Genomic DNA, 20,150 nt, shown 5'->3' with positions numbered 1-20,150 from the left:
CGGGGCGCCGCCGACCGGAAGGACCCACGATGAACCGACGTACGACGCGAGGCCGGTGGCTGATGGTGGCCGCCGCGCTGACGAGCGTGACCCTCCTGGCAGCCGGGTGCTCCGGGTCCGAGGGAGGCGGCGGCGAGGGTGGCGAGTCCGGCGCCCCCGCGGCCGAGGGCAAGGCCACCGACCAGGAGCTCGTGGTCTGGGCGGGCTCCCAGACCCCGATCACCCCCAACTTCAACCCCTACTCCGTCGGCGTGCTGCACCTGGCCAACGGCGGCATCTACGAGACCCTCTTTGCCTACAACAAGCTGCAGGACGTCGACCCCACGCCCCTGCTCGCCGAGTCGTTCGAGTGGAACGAGGACGGCACCGAGCTGACCGTCAAGATCCGGCCGGACGTGACGTGGAACGACGGCGAGCCGTTCGCCGCGGACGACGTCGTCTACTCGTTCACCAACGAGACGGCCAAGCCGGCGTACCTCAAGGACGCCGTCGCGTCGGACGAGTCCACCGTGGTGTTCTCCTTCGACGGGCCCGCGTACGCGAACGAGTTCGCGATCCTGGGCAGCACGTACATCGTGCCGGAGCACGTGTTCTCCGAGCACGAGGGCGACTCCGCCGAGGACGCCGAGGGCAACGCCCTCACGGGCCTCGTGGCCTGGGACAACGCCGAGGCCCCCGTGGGCACCGGTCCCTACATGCTCGACACGGCGTCCAACGCCGCGTACACCGCCAAGGCCAACCCCGAGTACTGGGGCGGCGAGCCCAAGGTGGCGGCGCTGCGCTACGTCGGCATCGACGCGAACCAGTCCGCGGAGGACCTGCTCACCACGGGCGAGATCGACTGGACCACCATGTTCGTGCCCGACCCGGAGCGCGTCACCTCCACGGGCGGGTTCGGCTACGTCAACACCCCTGTCGACCCGGTGGTGCTCTACACCTGCTCCAACACGGAGCTCGGCTGCAAGGGCGCCCAGACGGACGTGGCCGTCCGGCAGGCGCTCGACGCCGCGATCGACCGCTCGGCGATCACCGAGAAGGCGTTCGTCGGCCTCGCCACGCCCATCTCGCCGACGTACGCGCTGCTCGGTCGTGACGACAAGTGGATCGCCGACGGCATGCCGAAGGAGTCGCCGCAGACCGCCGACACCGCCGCGGCGGCGACGTTCCTCGAGGACGCCGGCTACACCAAGGACGCCGACGGCTTCTACGGTAAGGACGGCAAGCCGATCGAGCTGACCCTCACGTCGGTGGACGGCTGGTCGGACTTCAACAACGCCGCCAAGCTCATCGAGGAGCAGGCCCGCGCGGCCGGCCTCAAGGTCACGGCGTCGACGATCTCCTGGAACGAGTTCGCCGACTCCCGCGTGTCCGGCGAGTTCGAGATGATCATGGGCGGCCTCGTCGGCACCTCGATCGCGGACCCGTTCCAGATCTACCGCGAGTGGTTCAGCGGCGACTACACGCAGAAGGTCGGCACGGCGCTGGAGCCGGGCGAGTGGAACATCTCCCGCTACGACAACGCCGACGTGAACGCGGCCGTCCAGGCCGCGTCCGAGACGAACGACGAGGCCGCCAAGGCCGAGGCGTTCGCCACCGTGCAGGAGAACATCGTCGAGGACCTGCCGTACATCCCGATCGTGGTGAACGCGACCCAGACGTTCTTCAACACGACGAAGTTCACGGGCTGGCCCACGGAGGAGGACATGTACATGTTCCCGCCGTCCTGGCAGGGCCCGTCGTCGGGCGTCGTCCTCAGCAAGCTCGGCGGCACCGAGTAACGGCCGTCCCACACCGGTGACCGGCGGGCGCCCCAGCCCGCCGGTCACCCGCACGCCCGCACCACGACGATGTGACGCACCGACCGAGGAGGAGCCGCATGCCCCGGACACCGAAGGGCGGCCCGACCCCATGAAGTTCTACCTGAGGCGGATCGCCTTCTACGCGGTCACGCTCTGGGCCGCCATCTCGCTGAACTTCTTCATCCCGCGCCTGCTGCCCGGTGACCCGTTCACCATCCTCATGGCCAAGATGCAGCGCGCCGGCGAGATCCCGGCGGGTGTCGAGAACAGCATCCGGCTCCTGCTCGGGGCGGCCGAGGACCAGACCCTGTGGGAGCAGTACGTCACCTACTGGGGCAACCTGCTCCGCGGCAACCTGGGCGTCTCGGTGACGAATTTCCCCACCCCGGTCACCGAGCTCATCGGTGACGCGCTGCCGTGGACCCTCGGCCTGGTCGGCACCGCCACGTTCATCTCCTTCGTGCTCGGCGTCGGGCTCGGCGCCTTCGCCGGCTGGAAGCGAGGCACGTGGGTGGACAGCCTGGTCCCCAGCACCACGATGCTGCAGTCGCTGCCGTACTTCTGGGTCGCCCTCGTGCTGATCTTCGCGTTCAGCGTGAGCCTGCAGTGGTTCCCGATCATCGGTGCCTACGACGTCTTCCACTTCAACGGACCGGAGCTGAGCTGGGCGTTCGTCGGCTCCGTCATCTACCACGCGTTCCTGCCGGCCGTGACGATCGTCATCTCGTCAGTGGGCGGCTGGCTGCTCGGCATGCGCAACATGATGGTCTCGACGCTGTCGGAGGACTACGTCACGACGGCGGAGGCCAAGGGGCTGCGCCCGCGCCGCGTCTTCATGACCTACGCCGTGCGCAACGCGGCGCTGCCGTCGGTGGCCGGCTTCGGGGTGTCCCTCGGGTTCGTCGTCGCCGGGGCCCTCGTCATGGAGCAGGTCTTCACCTACCCCGGTGTCGGCAAGCTGATGATCACCGCGGTGCGCAACAACGACTACGCCCTGATGCAGGGCGTGTTCCTCGTGATCACTCTCGCGGTCCTGGCGGCTCTGTTCCTCATGGACCTCGTCTACGGCTTCATCGACCCGAGGACCCGGCACAATGACTGACCCGCAGACCGTCACGTCGACGCCCCCTCAGTCGACGCCCGCGCGCTCCGGCGCCCGTCAGATGCTGCCCTCGATGTCGGGCAAGCTGCTCGCCGGCCTGATCCTGGTCGGCGCGATCGTCCTCTTCGCCGTCGTCGGGCCGTGGATCACGCAGGACCCGCGCAGCTCGGGCAACGACGCCATGCTGCCCCCGCAGCCCGGCCACTGGCTGGGCACCACCTCGCTCGGCTACGACGTGCTCGCCCAGCTCGCCGAGGGCGCCCGGGGCTCGCTGATCGTCGGCGTCTCCGCGGGCCTCGTCGCGATCGTGCTCGCGCTGTTCTTCGGCGTCGTCGCCGGGTACGTGCGGGGCTGGACCGACGAGGTCCTGTCCCTGATCACGGGGATCATGCTCGTGATCCCCGGCCTGCCGCTCATGATCGTCGTCGCCAGCTACCTGCAGGTGCGCAGCCTGTGGGTGGTGGCGTTGATCCTCGGCATCACGGCGTTCGCCGGACCCGCCGTCGTGCTGCGCTCGCAGGCGCGCTCGCTGCGGGTGCGCGACTACGTCGCCGCGGCCCGCGTGGCGGGGGAGAAGACGCCGCGGGTGATCCTCGTCGAGGTGCTGCCGAACCTGCTGCCGCTGCTGGCGGCGCAGTTCCTCTTCGCGATCGTGCTGGCGATCCTCGGCGAGGCCGGCCTCTCCTACCTCGGCCTCGGCCCGAACGGCTCGATCACGTGGGGCACGATGCTGAACGAGGCACAGGGCGGCGGCGCGCTGACCCGCGGCGCCTGGTGGTGGTTCGTGCCCCCGGGCGTGATGATCGCCGCGTTCGGGACCGGCCTGTCCCTCCTCAACTTCGCGATCGACGAGATCGTCAACCCGAAGCTGCGCCTCGCGCCGGCGGCGGCCAAGAGCGTCCGCGAGGCCCGCAAGGCCGGCAAGGACAAGCTCGGCCGCGCCGCCGCGGCGCGGGCCGCCGTGGTCGACCAGGCCGATCAGGCCGATCAGGCCGATCAGGCCGACCAGAAGGAGAGGGTCGACGTATGACCGCCACCACCACCGCCCCGCTCAGCTCCGCCACGCACGCGGAGCACGTGGCCAGGCTCGAACCGGTCCTCACCGCCCGCCACGTCTCCATCGAGTACGAGGTGGACCCGCCCGTCGAGGCCGTCCGCGACGTGTCGCTCACGCTGCACCGGGGCGAGATCCTCGGCCTCGCCGGGGAGTCCGGCTGCGGCAAGACCACGCTCGCCTACGGGCTCAACCGGCTGCTCAAGCCGCCCGCGATCCTGCGCTCCGGCGACGTCACCTTCCACGACGCCGGCGGCACCGAAATCGACGTCGTCGGCCTCACCGGCGACTCGTTGCGTGCCTTCCGCTGGGACAAGGTGTCGATGGTCTTCCAGGGGGCGATGAACTCGCTCAACCCGGTGATCAGCGTGCGCAAGCAGCTCGAGGACGTGCTGACCACGCACCGGCCGCAGGTGGGCCGCAAGGAGCGGGCCGAGCGCTCGGCCGAGCTGCTGGAGCTCGTCGGCGTGGACCCGTCGCGGCTCGAGAGCTTCGCGCACGAGCTCTCCGGGGGCATGCGCCAGCGCGTGATGATCGCCATGGCGATGGCGCTCAACCCGCAGGTCATGATCATGGACGAGCCGACGACGGCCCTCGACGTCGTCGTCCAGCGTGGCATTTTGCGCGAGATCATGCGCCTGCGCGAGCGGTTCAACTTCGCCGTCGTGTTCATCACCCACGACCTGCCCCTGCTCCTCGAGATCAGCGACCGCATCGCCGTCATGCGGGAAGGCGAGATCGTCGAGCTCGACACCGCCGAGTCGATCTACGCCCGCGCGCAGCACCCGTACACCAAGCAGCTGCTCGCCTCGTTCCCGAGCCTCACGGGCGACCGTGGCTCGTTCGTCCGCACCGGCGTCTCTCAGGACGACGCAGAGGGGGAGACGTCATGACCAGCCTCGAGGTCCGCAACCTCGTCAAGGAGTTCAAGGTCCGCAGCGGGCTCAGCAGCAGCATCCTGCGTGCCGTCAACGACGTGTCGTTCACCCTGGAGCCGGGCAGGACCATCGCGCTCGTCGGCGAGTCCGGGTCCGGCAAGTCCACCGTGGCGCGGATGATCTCCCAGCTCGAGACGCCGACAACCGGCGAGATCCTGCTCGACGGCGCGCCCATCGGCCGCCGCGGCCGGGCGCTGTCGGGGTACCGGCACCAGGTGCAGATGGTCTTCCAGGACCCGTTCGCGTCCCTGAACCCATACCACACGGTGGCGCACCACCTGGAGCGGCCGCTGAAGATCCACGGCGTCGCGACCGGTAGTGCGACGGACGCGGCCGTGCACGGGCTGCTGGAGCGTGTGAACCTCACCCCGGCCGAGGTGTACGCCGCCAAGCGGCCCCACGAGATGTCCGGCGGGCAGCGGCAGCGAGTCGCGATCGCCCGGGCGCTGGCACCCGGCGCGCGGTTCCTCGTCGCCGACGAGCCCGTGTCCATGCTCGACGTGTCCATCCGCCTCGGCGTCCTCAACCTGATGGCCCGTCTGCAGCGCGAGGAGAACCTCGGCGTCCTGTACATCACCCACGACCTCGCCACCGCGCGGCACTTCAGCGACGAGATCCTCGTCATGTACCGGGGCGACATCGTGGAGCGGGGGCCGTCCGACGAGGTCATCCTCAACCCGCAGCACGACTACACGAAGACGCTGCTCGCCGCTGCTCCCGAGCCGTCGCGGCACGGGCTGCTGCGCGAGGAGGTGCGGGCGGAGCTCGCTGCTTCCTAGTCGTTCGTCGGTCGAGCCTGTCGCGACGGTGTCGTCGGTCGAGCCTGTCGCGACGGTGTCGTCGGTCGAGCCTGTCGCGACCGTGTTCGTCGGTCGAGCCTGTCGAGACCAACCGGTCGTCGCCGTCTTAAAGTTGCGGCATGCCTGCTCGACGACGTACCGACCCGGCCGCTGGGCGCGCCGCCGTGGCTTCCTGGCTGGGCGGGGACTCGTCCCGCGCGGTGACGACGACGGCCGTGCGGTTCACGCTCGAGGAGGTCGCCGACGTGGCCCCCGGGAACTCGGTGGAGGTGCGGGTGCCGCCCGCCGGGGCCGTGCAGGCCGTGACCGGGCCGCGGCACACGCGCGGCACGCCACCCAACGTGGTGGAGACCGACGTCGAGACCTGGCTCGGCCTGGCCACCGGCCGGGTCTCCTGGGTCGACGCCGTGGCCGACGGCCGGGTGCGGGCGTCGGGGGAACGAGCCGACCTCTCCGAGCTGCTCCCGCTGCAGGCCGCCCGCCCGCGCTCCTGACTCCCGCGAGGTAGTCCGGATCTCGGCGAGGTAGTTCGAAACTCGGCGAGGTAGTTCGTGCGGCGCGCGCGTGTCGGCGCCGTCCGCTACGTTCGGCGACACCCGACAGGTGCGCGCGGGTCGGCGGACGGTGTCGTCCGGTGACCTGGGGTTCAACCTCGGTTCACACGAACCTGCTTGGGTGGCCATACCTGCACGTCAGCCGCGAAGGAGCCACCGTGAGCAGCACTCGCCCCGCCCGACGTCGAGGGCCGCTCTCGGCCGCCGTCGCTGCCGTGCTCGTCCTCCCCGCCACCGCGGCCCTCGCCGGCCCTGCGGCGGCCGAAGTCGCACCCGACGCCCCGGTCGTCATCGACGAGATGTACGGGGGCGGGGGCAACAGCGGCGGTGCCTTCAACCAGGACTTCGTCGAGCTGTACAACCCGACCGACGAGGCCGTGTCGCTCGACGGCTGGTCCGTGCAGTACGCGTCCGCGACCGGCGCGTGGGCCAACGGGGCGCAGACGAACCTGAGCGGGGAGGTTCCCGCGGGCGGGTCGTTCCTCGTCGCGCAGGCGACGGGCGCGAACACGTCGCTGCCCGCCCTGCCGCCGCCCGACGCCACGGGCACGATCGCGATGTCCGGCACGGGCGCCAAGATCGCCCTCGTCCGCTCCACCACGCGGCTCGCCTGCTCGGGCGCTGCGTGCGGCGAGGTGGAGGACGTCGTGGACCTCGTCGGGTGGGGCGCGACGGCGAACGCCTACGCGGGCTCCGGCCCCGCGCCCGCCACGACCAACGCCACGTCGGTCGCCCGCACCGACCACGCGAACACCGCCGACAACGCGGCCGACTTCGCGGCGGGCGCGCCGACCCCGACGGCGAGCGACCCCGACCCCGACCCGGACCCGGGGCCCGGCGAGGACGCCACCATCGCCGAGATCCAGGGCACCGCGGCGGCCTCGCCGCTGGCCGGGAAGACCGTGACCACCACCGGCGTCGTCACCGCCACCTACCCCACCGGTGGCTTCGACGGGCTCTACCTGCAGACGGCCGGCACGGGGGGCGACCCGGCGGACGACGCGACGCCCGGCGCCTCCGACGCCGTCTTCGTCTACTCGCGAGCGGCGGCGGCGGCGCTGACCGTGGGCGCCCACGTCGAGGTGACCGGCAAGGTGAGCGAACACGAGGGGCTGACGGAGGTCACCGCCGACTCCTGGACGGCGCTGGACCCTTCGACGGGCTCAGGACGGCGCGAGCCCGGCGAGGTCGAGCCCCTGCGGACCACCTGGCCCGCGAACGAGGCCGAGCGCGAGGCGCTCGAGGGGATGCTGCTCGCCCCGCAGGGCGACTTCACAGTCACCGACAACTACAGCACCAACTACTACGGCACGATCGGGCTGGCGGCGGGCCCGTCGCCGCTGGTGCAGCCCACGTCGGTGGGCCGTCCGGGCTCGCCGGAGGCGAAGGAGCAGGCCGAGGACAACGCCGCGCGCGCCGTCCTGCTCGACGACGGGTCGTCGGTCAACTACAGCTCGTCGGCGAACTCCGGCAGCCCGTTGCCGTGGCTCACAGGCGGGGCACCCGTGCGGGTCGGCGCGGCCGTGACGTTCATGCGCCCCGTCGTGCTCGACTACCGCTACGACGCCTGGGGGCTGCAGCCGCAGCACCGCCTCACGCCCGACGTCGCGGACGACGTGCAGCCCGCCACGGTCGAGGACACCCGCGAGACGACGCCCGAAGACGTCGGTGGCACGCTGCAGGTCGGCACGTTCAACGTGCTCAACTACTTCACCACCACCGGTGACCGGCTCACCGGCTGCACGTTCTATACCGACCGCGCCGGCGACCCGGTGACGGTCCGTGACGGCTGCGACGCCCGCGGCGCGGCCGAGGCCGAGGACCTCGAGCGACAGCAGACCAAGATCGTCGCCGCGATCTCCGCCCTCGGCGCCGACGTCGTCGCGCTCGAGGAGATCGAGAACTCGGCGGCCTTCGGCAAGGCCCGAGACCAGGCGCTGTCCGACCTGGTGGACGCGCTCAACGCGCACGACGGCGCCGGCACCTGGGCCTTCGTGCCCTCGCCCACGGCGGTCCCGGCGGAAGAGGACGTGATCCGCACCGCGTTCGTCTACCGCACGGCCGGGGCGGACCCCGTCGGGGCTTCCCGGATCCTGGACGACCCGGAGGCGTTCGGCAACGCACGTCAGCCGCTCGCGCAGGCGTTCCAGCCCGCCGGAGGCGTCGCCGCCGACCCGGGCGACGACGTCGTGGTGATCACCAACCACTTCAAGTCCAAGGGCTCGGCCGGGCCCTGGCCTGGCGACGAGGACACCGGCGACGGCCAGGGCGCCTCCAACGAGTCGCGCGTGCGCCAGGCGACCGCGCTCACGGAGTTCGCCGACGACGTCGCGGCGGACGCCGGGACGGACGCGGTGCTGCTGGTGGGCGACCTCAACTCCTACGAGCAGGAGGACCCGATCGTCGTGCTGACCGACGCCGGGTACACGGACCTCGGGCCCACGACGGGGGAGTACTCCTACCTGTTCGAGGGCATGGTGGGCTCGCTCGACCACGCCCTCGCGTCGCCGGCCCTGCTCGAGCGCGTGACCGGCACCGACATCTGGAACATCAACGCCGTCGAGCCGATCGCGAACGAGTACAGCCGCTACAACTACAACGCCACGATCCTGTACGACGAGTCGCCGTTCCGGTCCTCCGACCACGACCCGCTGCTCGTCGGCCTCGACCTGGTCCCGTCGGCGCCGGCCTGGAAGGCGGCCGCCACGTACGCCAAGGGCGACCGCGTCGCGTCCGACGGCGGCCTGTTCGAGGCGCTGTGGTGGTCGCGCGGCGACAAGCCCGGCGCGTCCGGCTACGGGCCATGGGCGGAGGTCGGCTCGCCCGTGCTCACCGCGGACGGCACGTTCGCCACCTGGACGGACACCTGGGTGTACGGCAAGGGCGACGTCGCGGTGCACGACGGGCACCGCTGGGAGGCGCGGTGGTATTCCCGCCACGACGAGCCGGGTGCCACGCCGTGGGGCCCGTGGAGCGACCTCGGCGCCGCCTGAGTGACCGTGCTCACGCGACCCGAGGAGCGGCGGCCGGACAGTGCCCGGACAGCGCCGGGAGGTGGCTTACGCTCGAGGGGTGAGCAGCCCCACCCCCGACCGCCCGGCGACGCCCGACCCCGCACCGCGCGCCGCGGCCGACGACGCGCCCACGGGCACGCCGATCGACGACGCCGCCCGGACCGAGCAGCCGCAGGACCCGGCGCCGCAGACCGATGCGCCGCAGGCCGATGCGCCGGCCGACGGGGCGCAGGCCGACGGGGCGCAGGCGGACGACGAGCGCGAGGACGAGCCCCAGGACGTGACGCTGCTCGTGGACCCGGACCGGATCCGCCGCGCTCCGAAGTACCCGGTCTTCCTGTGGGTGGGTGCGCTGGTCGGCGCCGTCGCCGGGCTGATCTTCTCCACGTGGCTCATCGCCGCCACCGACTCCGCCGAGACCCTGATGAAGCCCGGTGTCTACGTGGGCGCGACGGTGCTCGGCGGGATCGCGCTCGGCCTCGGTGTCGCTGGCCTGCTCGCGGTGATCGCGGACCGACGCAGCCTGCGTCGCCGCTGACCCGTCGGCGCAGGTCGTCAGACCGGGGGCCTGTGGGATACTCGGGCCATGCCCTTGCGCCCTGACGGCCGCCTGAACCATGACCTCATGCCCGGCGAGAAGGGCCCACAGGACGCATGCGGCGTCTTCGGGGTCTGGGCCCCCGGCGAGGAGGTCGCCAAGCTCGCCTACTTCGGCCTGTACTCGCTGCAGCACCGCGGCCAGGAGTCCGCCGGCATCGCGACCAGCAACGGCGAGCAGATCCTCGTCTACAAGGACATGGGGCTCGTGTCCCAGGTCTTCGACGAGACCGCGCTCGACGCGCTGACCGGACACCTCGCCGTCGGCCACTGCCGCTACTCGACGACCGGCGGGGTCACCTGGGAGAACGCTCAGCCGACCCTCGGTGCGACGGCGGGCGGCACGGTCGCCCTCGGGCACAACGGCAACCTCACCAACTCCGCCGAGCTGGTCAACCTCGTGGCCGAGCGCTACGGCGCGCAGCGCCGCGGCGAGCTCGCGCGCGGCAACACCACGGACACGGCGCTCATCACGGCCCTGCTCGCCGGCGATGCCGACCACACCCTCGCCCAGACGGCGCTCGAGGTGCTGCCGCAGCTGCGCGGCGCCTTCTCGCTCGTCTTCATGGACGAGAGCACGCTGTACGCGGCGCGCGACCCGCAGGGCGTGCGCCCGCTCGTCCTCGGCCGGCTGGATCGCGGCTGGGTCGTCGCCTCCGAGACGCCGGCGCTCGACATCGTCGGCGCGTCGTACGTGCGCGAGGTCGAGCCGGGCGAGCTCATCACGATCGACGCCGACGGCCTGCACTCCGACCGGTTCGCCGAGCCGGAGCGTGCGGGCTGCGTCTTCGAGTACGTGTACCTCGCCCGCCCGGACAACACGATCAACGGTCGCTCCGTGCACGCGTCGCGCGTCGAGATGGGTCGCACGCTGGCCCGAGAGCACCCGGTCGACGCGGACCTGGTCATCCCGACACCGGAATCGGGCACCCCGGCGGCCGTGGGCTACGCCGCGGAGTCCGGCATCCCGTTCGGGCAGGGCCTGACGAAGAACGCCTACGTGGGCCGCACCTTCATCCAGCCGTCGGACACCCTGCGCCAGCTCGGCATCCGGCTCAAGCTGAACCCGCTCAAGGAAGTCATCCGCGGCAAGCGGCTCGTGGTGGTCGACGACTCGATCGTGCGCGGCAACACCCAGCGCGCCCTGGTCCGGATGCTGCGCGAGGCGGGTGCGGCCGAGGTGCACGTGCGGATCTCGTCCCCGCCGGTCAGGTGGCCGTGCTTCTACGGCATCGACTTCGCCTCGCGGGCCGAGCTCATCGCCAACGGCCTCTCGCCCGACGAGATCGGGCAGACCCTGGGGGCCGACTCGCTCGGCTACATCTCGGTCGAGGGCATGATCTCCGCGACCGAACAGCCGGCCTCGCAGCTCTGCGCGGCCTGCTTCACCGGCAAGTACCCGATCGAGCTGCCCACCGCGGACCAGCTCGGCAAGCACCTGCTCGAGCAGGCCGAGCTGCCGCTCGGCGCCCCGGAGGACGGCCTCGCCCAGGTCTCCGTCGGCGCCGGAGCGTCGACCGCCCTCGACCACCCCTGATCAGATCCCGGTGGTCGAACGTGTCGAGACCACCGACCGACGACCGATGGTGGTTTCGACGAGATCGACCACCGGCCTGGGAGCCAACGTGACCAACGAACCCCTGACCTACGCCGCGGCCGGCGTCGACACCGAGGCCGGCGACAAGGCCGTTGAGCTGATGAAGGACGCGGTACGCCGTACCCACGGCCCCGCCGTGCTGGGGGGTGTCGGCGGGTTCGCCGGCATGTTCGACCTGTCCGCGATCCGCGAGTACCGCCGTCCGCTCCTCGCGACGTCGACCGACGGCGTCGGCACCAAGGTCGCGATCGCCCAGGCGCTCGACAAGCACGACACGATCGGCTTCGACCTCGTCGGCATGGTCGTGGACGACATCGTCGTGGTGGGCGCCGAGCCGCTGTTCATGACGGACTACATCGCCACGGGCAAGGTCGTGCCCGAGCGGGTGGCCGACATCGTGCGCGGCATCGCCCAGGCGTGCGAGGTGGCGGGCACCGCCCTCGTCGGGGGCGAGACCGCCGAGCACCCCGGCCTGCTCGAGCCGGACGAGTACGACGTTGCGGGCGCGGCCACAGGCATCGTGGAGGCGGACGCCGTCCTGGGCCCGGAGCGGGTGCGGGCCGGCGACGTGCTGGTCGCGATGGGCTCGAGCGGCCTGCACTCCAACGGCTACTCGCTGGTGCGCGCCGTCGTGAAGCACGCCGGCTGGGCGCTGGACCGGAACGTGGAGGAGTTCGGCCGCACCCTGGGGGAGGAGCTGCTGGAGCCGACCCGCGTGTACGCGCGCGACGTGCTCGCGCTCGCCGAGAACCAGGCCGCCCAGGTGCACGCGTTCACGCACGTCACCGGTGGCGGGCTTGCCGCGAACCTGGCGCGCGTGCTCCCCGAGGGCACGGTCGCGACCGTGGACCGCGGGTCGTGGGAGGTGCCCGCCGTGTTCCGCACCGTGCGCGAGCTCGGGTCGGTGCCGCGCCGCGACCTCGAGAACACCCTCAACCTGGGCGTCGGCATGGTGGCCGTGGTCGGGGCCGACGGCGTGGATGCCGCCCTGGCGACCCTCGCGGCCCGCGGCGTCCCGGCGTGGGTGCTGGGGTCCGTGGCGGACCTGGACCCGGCCGGGTCGGCCGAGGACCTGGTGGCCGGCACCAAGGGCGTGCACGGCGGCGCCGTGCGGATGACCGGCGACTACCGCTGACGAGCGCACGAAAGGGCCGGACGGCGACTGCCGTCCGGCCCTTTCTGCATGGTGCGAGAACTCAGCCCGACCGCGTCAGCGGTCGTCGTTCCACCCCGTGTATTGATTGTCGTACTCACTGTCCTCGGCGGAGAGGTGTCGATCCTCCGTCGCGACGTCCGTTCGACCACCCTCGCTGCCCTTGAGCTCTTGCTCGAGCGCGTGGTAGTTCGTCTCGGGGCTGAAGTACTTCAGCTCGCGAGCGACCTTAGTCTGCTTTGCCTTCTGACGGCCGCGGCCCATGGCTGAGACCCCCTCAACGTAGGAGCGGGGCAGGCGACGTCCCAGACGGCGGCCCCGTGCGTAAGTAGTCTGTTCAGATGCCAACGGTACATGCTCGCGCGCCATTCCCTCCACTCCGCAGGGTGTGCCGGTCGCAACCGAGGACGTCGGAGCGCGGACGGGCGGTGTGATCGTGTCGCAGGTCACGGCGCGACCGGCGGTGCAGCGGCCCGATCGGGCGGCGCGGCGACGTGGACCGGGCAGAACGGACGTACGGGACGTCTCGGCCATCAGGACAGGATCCGGACGATTTCATCCTCTCCCAAGTCGCCTCAATCCCGCTTTCTGCCCACAATGGATGAGCGAGACCGTGTAGCACTCTGGGCGCCGCCCGGGCCGGTCGCGCACCAGGAGGTGCAGGGGATGTCGCTCCACGGAGAGTCCGAGGTTCTGCTGACGCCTGCCGAGGTGGCCAGCCTCTTTCGGGTCGACCCGAAGACAGTGACGCGCTGGGCGAAGGCGGGGAAGCTCTCGTCGATCCGCACCCTCGGTGGGCACCGTCGCTACAAGGAGTCGGAGGTGCGCGCGCTGCTCGGCGCCGCCTCCGAGGAGGCGACGCCGGACAAGTAGCCGGCCCCCGCTGTCGACCGGGGCCGGTCAGCGGCGGCGGGCGCGGACGACGACGATCACGACCAGGGCGAGACCTGCCGCGGCCACGCCGAGGAGCACCTGGGCGTTGAGCCGGCGACGCGGTTCGGCGGCCGGCAGGCCGCCACCGGTCACGAAGGTGCCGGCATCGGACGCGGCCTCCTTGGTCGCCCGTACGAACTGGTTCGCCTGGTACGACGGCGACAGTCGGGTGGTGAGCTGGTCGAGGGTCGCTCCCAGCTCCGCGCGGGAACGTGCTACCTCGTCCTTGAGCTCCCGCTCGGTCGGTGCTGGGACCCCGTTCTGCGGCGTCGTGGGCTCGGTCACCGGCGCACCCCCTTCTTGATCGTCTCCACGTCGTCCTTGACCCGGTCGATCGTCTCGGGCCGGCGCGCCGCCTTCTTGAGCTGCCTGACGGCGATGGCGGCGGCCAGCGCTGCCACGAGCAACATGGCGACGCCGACGACGAGGGCCGACAACCACAACGGCCACGCCTCGGCGAGGCCGATGATCCCGGCCCAGATCAGCACGCCCACCGCGTAGAGCAGGATGACGACCGCCGCCGTGATGAGGCCGATCCCGATGCCGGACCGCTTCGCCTTCTCCGTGGCCTCGGCCTTCGCGAGCGTGAGCTCGGCGCGGACGAGCCGCGTGGCCTGTTCCGACAACTGCTCCATGAGGCGCCCCGTGGTGGGCGGCTGCTCGGTGGGCGGTGGAGTCCGTCCGTCGTCCCAGTCCGTCATCGGCTGCTCCGATCCCCGTCTTTTCGATCGTGCGTGCGGTCCCACTCAACCGGTACCTGCTGGTCCAGGCAATTCCTACGGCGTCCGGCCCGGCCAGGGACGTCCGAAGTGGGCCCGGGACGGTCAAAAGAGGGCCGGGAACGACGAAACCCCCGGGCCTGGGGCACGAGGGTTTCGGTGGTGGCTCCGACCGGCGTCGATCCGGTGACCTTTCGATTTTCAGTCGAACGCTCTACCAACTGAGCTACAGAGCCGTGACACGAACGCCCGGGCGCCGTTGCCGACGAACCGGGCGCATCATGCGCGACCCTGACGGGACTTGAACCCGCGACCTCCGCCGTGACAGGGCGGCGCGCTAACCAACTGCGCTACAGGGCCATGGTGGGGGAGAAAAACCCTCACCAGGAAGCTCGTTTCGAGCCGAGAAGAAGCGTACCCCATGGTCGAGGGGATCCCGAAATCGAATCCTGACCAGGAAGAACGGCCTCAGATCGCGGGCCGACGGCACTCGCCGACTCGCAGACGTACCCCCAACGGGATTCGAACCCGTGCTACCGCCGTGAAAGGGCGGGGTCCTAGGCCGCTAGACGATGGGGGCTGGACCGAGCAAGCATACCCAGCCGTCGCGCCCGGTCCGTGACCGACGGCGGGGCGCACCGGGGCGGGCGCGGTAGCCGGGGTGGGCGAGGATGGGTCCCGTGGTGGAGATGACGCGCGAGGAGTTCGAGGACGCCGTCCGGGACGGCCTCGACCAGGTGCCGGCCGAGCTGGCGGCGATGATGGACAACGTCGTCGTCCTCGTCGAGGACGACGCCCCGGCCGACGACCCCGAGCTCCTCGGGCTGTACGAGGGCGTCCCGCTCACCGAACGGGACCTGCACTGGGCCGCCGGCTCGCTGCCCGACCGGATCACCGTCTTCCGCAACCCCACCCTCGCCATCTGCGACACGCGGGACGACGTGGTCGAGGAGGTCGCGATCACCGTGGTGCACGAGATCGCGCACCACTTCGGCATCGACGACGACCGGCTGCACGAGCTCGGCTGGGCCTGAGCAAGTTCGCTGGTCGAGCTTGTCGAAACCCTGGGTCTCGACAGGCTCGACCACCGGGTTGCGTCGACGTGGTGGCGTCAGCCGAGCGGGCTGTACTCCCAGTGCCACGCCTCCGGCTTGCGCCCGTCGGCCTTGGCCCAGTCGGGGTTCTCCCAGCCGAAGCCGGCGGCGTGGGCGACGAGCCACTCGTGCTGGGCGGACTCGTACTTCTCCACGCCACCGTTGATGTCGAGGGCCACGGCCCAGCCGTGGTTGGAGTAGCCGGGCACCGCGGCGAAGTAGCCGCGGGAGGCCTTGGTGGCGACCTGTGAGTCGTACGAGCGGTAGGAGTCGCGGATGCTGAGGTGCTTGCCGAAGCGTGCGCGGTATGCGATGTCGAGCCGCTTGAGCTGATCGGCGGCGTCGCAACGCAGCGTCTCGCCCGAGGCGAACGACACCTCGCACAGGTCGCCCGACGGGATCCGCCCGTTGTCGTGGGCGTCGGTGTCGGTCGCGTGCTTCGCGAGCGCCGCCGCGGCCTTGCGGGCCTCGGCCCCCTGCACGTGCAGGATCTCGCCGGGGGTCGCCGGTGCGGGCTTGATGCTGACCGCGCTGGTCTCGGCCTTGTCGAGCAGCGTGGTGAGCGACGTGGTCGCGTCGGTGATGCCGGGCGCGTCCGCGGCGCCGCCGCGCTCGGTCAGGGCGGTGCGCTCGCCCGCGCGGGACGCGGTGTCGCCGGATCGCTCGACGACGAGCTCCTTGAGCTCCGCGGCGCTCTTCGCCACCGCCTTGCGGTTGTCGGCGGGCACCGCACGGGACTCGGTGGTCACCTGCTCGGCGCGGGCCAGGACGACTTGCGCGGACGCCACGGCCTCGTCGGCGGACGTGGCGGCGGCGGTCGCGTCGGCGGCGGCAGCCTCGCTCCCGGTGCCGGAGGCGGTGGAGCCGACGGCGCCCGCGGCCGCCGACGCCGCGCCGATGAGGGAGGCGCTCGCCATCGCCTTGGCGGCCGGGGTCGTCGTGCCGAAGGCGCTCGCGGCGGCGATGGTGCCGTCCGAGCTCGCCGCAGGCGTGGTCGCCTCCGTGCGGGTCGCGCCGGACGCCGGGGCCAGTCCCGTCGCGACGCCGGTCGTCAGGGCCATCACGATGAGCGCGACCGGCACGCCGGACCGCAAGGAACGGCGGCGGGTGCGCTGCTGCGCGTCGCGGCCGGTCCGTCGTGCGCGACCGGCGTGACGGTCGGTGCTCTGCTCGGTACGGTCGGGGCAGTGGATGTCGCGGCGCCTGGGGGGCGACGCCGGGGCGAGCGAAACGGTCGGCAGGTCGTGCTGAGTCAAGTCAAAGGTCCTTGGGTAGGGGGGCTCATTCCATCGTCGGGGTGGCCGACGGGTGCCCCGGACGATTTGGTTGACCAATCAACAGAAGTCCCGTGCGGACCGCGGGGACGCGATGTGAAGACCGGGACATCCCGGGGCGATTGCGCACCGTGCGTCCCGCGCGATCCGGATGCTGGGACGCGTCCTCCCGCGGGAGTGATCGTCGCCACGACGGGCCTCGGCGCACCTCAGGATGCGTGGAGGAGGCTCTCCGGCTGGCTGCGCGGCTGACGTCCTGACTGCACGTGAGGCAGCAGCACGTGAGGCCGCCCGCGAGGCCGTCCCGGCCGGTCCTCCCTAGTCTGGACGCATGCTCCGCACCGACGACCAGTCCGGGCTCGAGGAGACGGCAGAGGCGACCGCCAGCCTGGCGGTGACGCTCGCCTGGGCGGTCGGGGCCCTCGTCGTCGCGTACGTGCTCGCCACCGTGGCGTCCGTCCTCATCCGGCGCCTCGGGCGTCGCAACCCGCTGGTGCGCGACATGGGGCTGCGGATGCGTCGCCCCATGCGGGTGGTGCTCATGGTGGTGGCGGTCTGGATCGCCGTGCACCTCACGGCCGACCAGGGGGAGCCGTGGTTCGACGCCGTCAGCCATGCGCTGCTGATCGCCACGATCCTCTCGGTGGCGTGGCTGGTCGGGGCGGTCGCGTTCGTCGTCGAGGACCGCACGCTGGCCCGGTTCTCCGGCGAGCACGCGAACGACCGCCACGCACGGCGGGTGCGCACGCAGGTGAACCTGGTGCGGCGTGTCACGGTCGCGGTGCTCGTGGTCTGCGCGATCGCCGCCGTGTTCCTGACGTTCCCGACCATGCAGGCGGCGGGCGCCAGCATCCTCGCATCGGCCGGCCTGCTGTCGATCGTGCTCGGCGTCGCAGCCCAGTCATCGCTGGCCAACGCGTTCGCCGGCATGCAGATCGCGTTCACGGACGCGATCCGCGTGGACGACGTGGTGGTGGTGCTCGACGGCGAGTTCGGGCGCATCGAGGAGATCACGCTCACCTACGTCGTCGTGCACGCCTGGGACGACCGGCGGCTGATCCTGCCGTGCACCTACTTCACGACCACCCCCTTCGAGAACTGGACGCGGCGCGCGGCGGACCTGCTCGGCACGGTCGAGATCGACCTGGACTTCCAGGTGCCGATGACGGCGGTGCGCGCCGAGCTCGACCGCCTGCTCGCCGCGACGCCGCTGTGGGACCACCGCACGGGGGTGCTCCAGGTGACCGACGCCGTCGGCGGGGCGGTGCGGATGCGCGCGCTGGTGAGCGCCGCCGACGCGCCGACGCTCTGGGACCTGCGCTGCTTCGTGCGCGAGGGACTCGTCGAGTGGGTGCAGCGCGAGGCGCCCGAGGCGCTGCCCCGCACGCGGTACGAGACGGGTGTCGACGGGCCGCGGCCGGTCGGCGACGCGGGGGCGGCGGACGATACCGGGCCCGACGAGGGCGGCGCCGAGGGCGCAGGTACGGCCATGGCCGCGCCCGCCGTCGTCCCGGCCCGCGCCCCCGTGCGACGCCGCGTCCTGCCGGCACCGGCCCGGTCCACCGTGCGGCCCGCGCCGCCGGCGGGCAGCCAGGACCGCACCATTGCTCTGCCGACCACCGTCCGGGACGACGCCGACGCGACCGTGATCCTGCCCGTCGCTGAGGACGAGGTGAGCTCCGCGGCGCGGTCGGCGCTCTACAGCGGGAGCGCCGACGCGGAGGAGCGGTCCACGTACTTCCAAGGCCCGGGCCAGGACGTCATCGACGAGCGCGAGCACACGGCGCTGCTGCAGCTCGGCGACGAGGACGACACCGACGAGGACGACAACGACGAGGATGACCCGGACGACCATCGGGACGCCGAGCGCGAAGAGACGCACGACGTCGAGAAGAGCTAGCCGACGGCGCCGTCGAGCCAGGCCCGGAGCTCCGCGGGGCGGTCGGTGATGATCCCGTCGACCCCGGCGCCCACCAGAAGCTCCCAGGTGGGCTCGTCGTTCGCCGTCCACCCGAAGACCTGGAGCCCTGCGTTGTGGCTGGCCGGCACGAGCGCCGGGTCGGCGGCGATCATCGCGGCGGACGGGCTGACCGCCGCCGCGTCGAGCCGGGCGAGAAGGTCGGCCAGGTCGTCGCGGGGGTTCTCGACCAGCAGGGAGCGCGGCACCTGCGGCGCGACGTCGCGCAGCGCGGCGACCGTCGTCGGGTCGAAGCCCTGCACCAGGAGGCGGTCCTCGAGGCCGGCGTCCGCCACCACGCGCATCGTCACGGCGACGTCCTCGGGCGACCAGGCGCCCTTGTACTCGCACAGCACGTCCAGCCCGGGGCGGGCCGCGATCAGGTCGAGCACCTCGGCGAGCGTGGGGATGCGCTGCCCGGCGAACTCCGGGGAGAACCAGGAGCCTGCGTCGAGGGACCGCAGTTGGTGGGTGGTGAGCTCGCCGACCGCGCCCGACCCGTCGGTCGTGGCGTCCACCGTGCCGTCGTGGATCACCACGGGGACGCCGTCGGCGCTGAGGTGCACGTCGATCTCGAGCAGGCCGGCGCCCGCGCGTCCGGCCGCGTCGAACGCGGCGAGCGTGTTCTGCGGGGCGTCCGCGGACGCCCCGCGGTGGGCGATGACGACGGGACGGTGGCGCCCGTGGGCTCGCGCGTCCCGGGTCGGCGCGGGGATCGTGGGCACGTCACTCTCCGTTCTGGCCGGCGTCCGGGCCGGCGGCTGGCGGGCAGGTGCGCACGCGGCGGGCCACGGCGCACCGAGCATCGTTGCACGCGGACCGGTCGGGCTGCCGGTCGGGATGCCGGTCGGGATGCCGGTAGGGCGGCGGCTGGGGTGTCAGCCGGCGGTCCCGTCCCGCCGGGCCTCGAAGCCGGCGACGAGGGCGGTCACCGTGAACTCGAGCCGGGCGTCGGCGGTGACCGGGCCCTCGGCGAAGGCCGCGGCGAGGACGTCGGAGCCGGTGGAGGTTCGTGCGAGCAGCTCGTCGGGGGCGAGGCCGGACGAGGTCGGCGCGAGGTGCTGCACGATCACCGCTCCGGCGACCGCGTACACCATGAGCAGCGCGGTGCGCGGCGCAAACCCGGCGTCGTGCAGGATGCGGAGCAGCTCGTCGAGCTCGGCCATGTTGCGCTCGGTCACGGCGGGGCGGGTGGCGAAGAGGGGGACCGCACCGGGGTGGTCGAGGAGTGTGTGGTGCAGCTCCTGCGCGAAGTCGGAGACGACCTGCGCCCACGGCGCCGTCGGGTCGGGCGCGCGCACCAGCGTGGACACCACGTGCTCGACGACGGCGTCCTCGAGGGCCTGCTTGCTCGGCACGTAGTGGTAGAGCGTCATGGCCTCGACGCCCAGCTCTCGCGCGACCTTGCGCATCGACAGCGCCGCGGCCCCGTCCCGGTCGGCGAGGCGGGCGGCCGCCCGCACGACGTCGTCCCTCGTCAGGCCGGCATGCCTGCCCTGCGCGCGCTGGTCCGTCACGGTCACCTCCGGGTATCTCTTGCTTGTCTTACGCCGTAAGGCTACCGT

The 20,150-nt window shown here is 72.0% G+C and carries 19 protein-coding genes and 3 tRNA genes; 13 read left to right on the top strand and 9 right to left on the bottom strand.

Annotation, left to right across the window (positions count from 1 at the left end; all coding sequences use genetic code 11):
• Positions 1–29: 29 nt before the first annotated feature.
• The 10 genes from AC1C2V_RS07600 to purM all read left to right on the top strand — a co-directional run bounded on the left by AC1C2V_RS07600 (position 30) and on the right by purM (position 12,590).
• Entirely contained in the window at positions 30–1,778 is a 1,749-nt protein-coding gene (locus AC1C2V_RS07600) for an ABC transporter substrate-binding protein (protein ID WP_495388967.1), read from the top strand.
• A 130-nt stretch (positions 1,779–1,908) separates the two neighbouring features.
• Complete coding sequence (locus AC1C2V_RS07595) at positions 1,909–2,901, top strand: ABC transporter permease (protein WP_495388966.1); 993 nt, start codon at positions 1,909–1,911, stop codon at positions 2,899–2,901.
• Positions 2,894–3,931: an ABC transporter permease gene (locus AC1C2V_RS07590; RefSeq protein ID WP_495388965.1), complete on the top strand. Its 1,038-nt coding sequence runs from the start codon at positions 2,894–2,896 to the stop codon at positions 3,929–3,931. The genes AC1C2V_RS07595 and AC1C2V_RS07590 overlap by 8 nt, the downstream gene beginning before the upstream one ends.
• Positions 3,928–4,848 carry an ABC transporter ATP-binding protein gene (locus AC1C2V_RS07585; RefSeq protein ID WP_495388964.1) on the top strand — a complete coding sequence of 307 codons (921 nt, stop codon included), beginning with the start codon at positions 3,928–3,930 and terminating at the stop codon, positions 4,846–4,848. Before AC1C2V_RS07590 ends, AC1C2V_RS07585 begins: the two co-directional genes overlap by 4 nt.
• A complete protein-coding gene (locus tag AC1C2V_RS07580; RefSeq protein WP_495388963.1) occupies positions 4,845–5,672 on the top strand; it encodes an ABC transporter ATP-binding protein in 828 nt (275 codons plus the stop codon). The genes AC1C2V_RS07585 and AC1C2V_RS07580 overlap by 4 nt, the downstream gene beginning before the upstream one ends.
• A gap of 140 nt (positions 5,673–5,812) precedes the next feature.
• Positions 5,813–6,187 (top strand): sterol carrier family protein, encoded by a 375-nt coding sequence (locus AC1C2V_RS07575; RefSeq protein ID WP_495388962.1) that lies wholly within the window; start codon positions 5,813–5,815, stop codon positions 6,185–6,187.
• Positions 6,188–6,405: 218 nt separating this feature from the next.
• The gene (locus AC1C2V_RS07570) at positions 6,406–9,240 is read left to right on the top strand and encodes an ExeM/NucH family extracellular endonuclease (RefSeq protein ID WP_495388961.1); all 2,835 of its coding nucleotides are present in this window, start codon (positions 6,406–6,408) and stop codon (positions 9,238–9,240) included.
• Positions 9,241–9,319: 79 nt separating this feature from the next.
• Positions 9,320–9,799 (top strand): hypothetical protein, encoded by a 480-nt coding sequence (locus AC1C2V_RS07565; RefSeq protein WP_495388960.1) that lies wholly within the window; start codon positions 9,320–9,322, stop codon positions 9,797–9,799.
• Positions 9,800–9,847: 48 nt separating this feature from the next.
• Positions 9,848–11,395, top strand: coding sequence for an amidophosphoribosyltransferase (gene purF / locus AC1C2V_RS07560; protein WP_495388959.1), 1,548 nt, complete (start codon positions 9,848–9,850; stop codon positions 11,393–11,395).
• A gap of 88 nt (positions 11,396–11,483) precedes the next feature.
• The gene (gene purM, locus AC1C2V_RS07555; protein ID WP_495388958.1) at positions 11,484–12,590 is read left to right on the top strand and encodes a phosphoribosylformylglycinamidine cyclo-ligase; all 1,107 of its coding nucleotides are present in this window, start codon (positions 11,484–11,486) and stop codon (positions 12,588–12,590) included.
• A 75-nt stretch (positions 12,591–12,665) separates the two neighbouring features.
• Here purM and AC1C2V_RS07550 read toward each other — a convergent pair whose 3' ends face one another.
• Positions 12,666–12,872 (bottom strand): DUF3073 domain-containing protein, encoded by a 207-nt coding sequence (locus AC1C2V_RS07550; RefSeq protein ID WP_495388957.1) that lies wholly within the window; start codon positions 12,870–12,872, stop codon positions 12,666–12,668.
• Positions 12,873–13,274: 402 nt separating this feature from the next.
• Between AC1C2V_RS07550 and AC1C2V_RS07545 the strand changes: the two genes are divergently transcribed.
• Positions 13,275–13,481 (top strand): BldC family transcriptional regulator, encoded by a 207-nt coding sequence (locus tag AC1C2V_RS07545; RefSeq protein WP_344246829.1) that lies wholly within the window; start codon positions 13,275–13,277, stop codon positions 13,479–13,481.
• Positions 13,482–13,508: 27 nt separating this feature from the next.
• Here AC1C2V_RS07545 and AC1C2V_RS07540 read toward each other — a convergent pair whose 3' ends face one another.
• The 5 genes from AC1C2V_RS07540 to AC1C2V_RS07520 form a co-directional block, all read right to left on the bottom strand.
• On the bottom strand, positions 13,509–13,826 hold the full coding sequence (locus tag AC1C2V_RS07540) for a DUF3618 domain-containing protein (RefSeq protein ID WP_495388956.1): 318 nt from the start codon (positions 13,824–13,826) through the stop codon (positions 13,509–13,511).
• Positions 13,823–14,242 (bottom strand): phage holin family protein, encoded by a 420-nt coding sequence (locus AC1C2V_RS07535; RefSeq protein WP_495388955.1) that lies wholly within the window; start codon positions 14,240–14,242, stop codon positions 13,823–13,825. Before AC1C2V_RS07535 ends, AC1C2V_RS07540 begins: the two co-directional genes overlap by 4 nt.
• Before the next feature lie 178 nt (positions 14,243–14,420).
• A tRNA-Phe gene (locus tag AC1C2V_RS07530) sits at positions 14,421–14,496 on the bottom strand.
• A gap of 50 nt (positions 14,497–14,546) precedes the next feature.
• Positions 14,547–14,620: transfer RNA gene (locus AC1C2V_RS07525), tRNA-Asp, on the bottom strand.
• Positions 14,621–14,767: 147 nt separating this feature from the next.
• Positions 14,768–14,840 (bottom strand) — tRNA-Glu (locus AC1C2V_RS07520).
• A gap of 91 nt (positions 14,841–14,931) precedes the next feature.
• On the opposite strand from AC1C2V_RS07520, the gene AC1C2V_RS07515 reads away from it, so the two are divergent.
• Positions 14,932–15,294: a metallopeptidase family protein gene (locus AC1C2V_RS07515; RefSeq protein WP_495388954.1), complete on the top strand. Its 363-nt coding sequence runs from the start codon at positions 14,932–14,934 to the stop codon at positions 15,292–15,294.
• A 77-nt stretch (positions 15,295–15,371) separates the two neighbouring features.
• Here AC1C2V_RS07515 and AC1C2V_RS07510 read toward each other — a convergent pair whose 3' ends face one another.
• Complete coding sequence (locus AC1C2V_RS07510; RefSeq protein WP_495388953.1) at positions 15,372–16,610, bottom strand: M15 family metallopeptidase; 1,239 nt, start codon at positions 16,608–16,610, stop codon at positions 15,372–15,374.
• A gap of 349 nt (positions 16,611–16,959) precedes the next feature.
• Here AC1C2V_RS07510 and AC1C2V_RS07505 point away from each other — a divergent pair, with 349 nt between their 5' ends.
• A complete protein-coding gene (locus tag AC1C2V_RS07505; protein ID WP_495388952.1) occupies positions 16,960–18,528 on the top strand; it encodes a mechanosensitive ion channel family protein in 1,569 nt (522 codons plus the stop codon).
• Here AC1C2V_RS07505 and AC1C2V_RS07500 read toward each other — a convergent pair.
• Both AC1C2V_RS07500 and AC1C2V_RS07495 read right to left on the bottom strand, forming a co-directional pair.
• A complete protein-coding gene (locus tag AC1C2V_RS07500; protein ID WP_495388951.1) occupies positions 18,525–19,310 on the bottom strand; it encodes a glycerophosphodiester phosphodiesterase in 786 nt (261 codons plus the stop codon). The genes AC1C2V_RS07505 and AC1C2V_RS07500 overlap by 4 nt on opposite strands.
• A gap of 153 nt (positions 19,311–19,463) precedes the next feature.
• Positions 19,464–20,102 (bottom strand): TetR/AcrR family transcriptional regulator, encoded by a 639-nt coding sequence (locus AC1C2V_RS07495; protein WP_495388950.1) that lies wholly within the window; start codon positions 20,100–20,102, stop codon positions 19,464–19,466.
• Between the last annotated feature and the right edge of the window lie 48 nt (positions 20,103–20,150).

The sequence above is a fragment of the Isoptericola sp. Y541 genome (assembly GCF_059445465.1).
The sequence above is the reverse complement of the archived record's forward strand: the minus strand, read 5'-3'. Positions and strand labels throughout refer to the sequence as shown.